Source organism: Cohnella boryungensis, assembly GCF_042651945.1.
In the GTDB taxonomy this organism is placed as follows: Bacteria; Bacillota; Bacilli; order Paenibacillales; family Paenibacillaceae; genus Cohnella; species Cohnella boryungensis.
The window spans coordinates 1-1916 of record NZ_JBHSED010000050.1 but is presented as its reverse complement, the minus strand read 5'-3'; the positions used below and the strand labels follow the sequence as shown (position 1 = coordinate 1916).

Annotated in this window: 1 protein-coding gene; it reads left to right on the top strand. The window is 48.6% G+C overall.

Annotated elements, in window-relative coordinates; translation table 11 throughout:
• Window positions 1–202: 202 nt before the first annotated feature.
• The coding region (locus tag ACFO1S_RS21610) for an IS1182 family transposase (protein WP_378127548.1) at window positions 203–1916 on the top strand (1714 nt) is incomplete at its 3' end.

The following is a 1916-nucleotide window of genomic DNA, read 5'->3' as shown; positions in this document are numbered from 1 at the left end:
AGGGGCTGTCCAGAAAGCCAGTCAAAGCTGACTGCTGGACGCCCCGTTTTCAATGAATGTTAAAAATAGGAGCAAAAAAAATCGTCTTTTCTTGTAAAATGGAAGTTACCACACACCCATTTAGGAAAGGACGATTTTTTTGCGTAATCTAACGACTACTACCGAACAGTATACCATGCAGCGGACACTTCCTCTAGGGGATATGGAAGAGAACGTGGTAGCTAAACGAACTTTGCCTCCTACCTTTAAGCCATATGACAACAAGCAGGCGCAAATGATTCTGGATTTGGAGCTGTATATCTCGCCTCATCATGTGGCTCGTGTCATCGATGAGATGATTGAAGCGATCCCTGACCAGCAGTTGTTTGCTCATTACATAGGTGGTGGCCGCAGCTCCTATCATCCGAAAATGATGCTCAAGGCGATCCTTTACGGCTACTCGCAAAAGGTCTACTCCTGTCGCGGTATCGAAAAACTACTGCAAGAAAACATCCCGGCCATGTGGCTGGCTGCGATGCAGCAGCCCGACTTTCGTACCTTAAATGACTTCCGTGGTGTGCGCATGAAAGCGTTCATGGACGAGTTGTTTGAAACGATGATTCACAAGCTCATCGCAGACAATTACATTACGATGGAGCAGTACTTTTTAGATGGCACGAAAATCGAAGCTGACGCGAACAAGTATTCGTTTGTGTGGAAAAAATCCACGCTGCGCTTCGAGGAGAAGCTCAAGGAAAAGGTACAGGCGACCCTTGCACATATTCATACCCTCACGCAACAAGAAGCCGGCCAATACACGGCGTTAGATACAGAGGAACTCCCCGGCCAGCTTGAAAAAGCAGTGGCCGTGTTGGAGGAGAAGGTTGAGGGCTTCACTGAACAGATCGCTCAGGCAAGCAGAAGTGGAGAAAGGAAAGAGCTACGCCAAAAGCGCAGTGCGTTGAAGCAGCCACTGAAACAAATTCGGGAGGATTTTCTTCCCCGATTGGCTAAGTATGCGCAACAAAAGGCCATCTTTGGTGATCGCAACAGCTACTCCAAAACCGACCCAGATGCTACGTTTATGCGCATGAAGGAAGACCACATGAAAAATGGCCAGCTCAAGCCGGGCTACAATGTGCAAATGGCTACGGAAAACCAGTTCGTTTTGTATTACAGCCTGCATCAGCGCCCCACAGATACGCGTTGTTTCATCCCCCATATGGAGCAATTAGCAGCATCCTCTTTACCCATGCCCAAAACCGTGATTGCCGATGCAGGCTATGGCAGCGAAGAGAATTATTTGTATGCGGTGGGCGAAGAAAAGGAGCCGCGCTTTGATTTTCTCATGCCCTATGGCAACTACATGAGCGAGAAAACGCGTCGTTACAAGAAGGACATCCGGCACGCCTCGAACTGGACGTATGAAGCGCACGATGATCGGTTTGTTTGCCCCAATGGCCGTTACGTTCGCTTTAAGAAGTACCAGACGAAGAAGAACGCTTCTGGTCTGGAGCAAAGCTTCAAGATTTATGAATGTGAAGATTGCAGGGATTGTCCACTGAAAGCAAGCTGCACCAAGGCCAAGGGAAACCGCGAGGTACACTGGAACACGATCTGGGAAGAGCTAAAAGCAAAAGCCAAAAAAGCCCTTGAGGATGACGAGAAATCCGCAATCTATGCTCAGCGTAAAGTCGAGGTAGAAAGCGTGTTCGGTCACATCAAGGGCAATCGCTCGTTCCGTCGATTCTCCTTGCGAGGGCTGGAAAAGGTTCACACCGAGTTTGGGATTGTGGCTTTAGCCCACAATCTACTGAAGGTGACGGGCATCCGCCTCGCCACTTTCCAGCAAAAACAAAAGAACCAAAAAAGTTGGACGGAAAACATGACGTTTTCCCGCCCAACTTTTATTTTTGGGGCTTATTGGACAGCCCCTT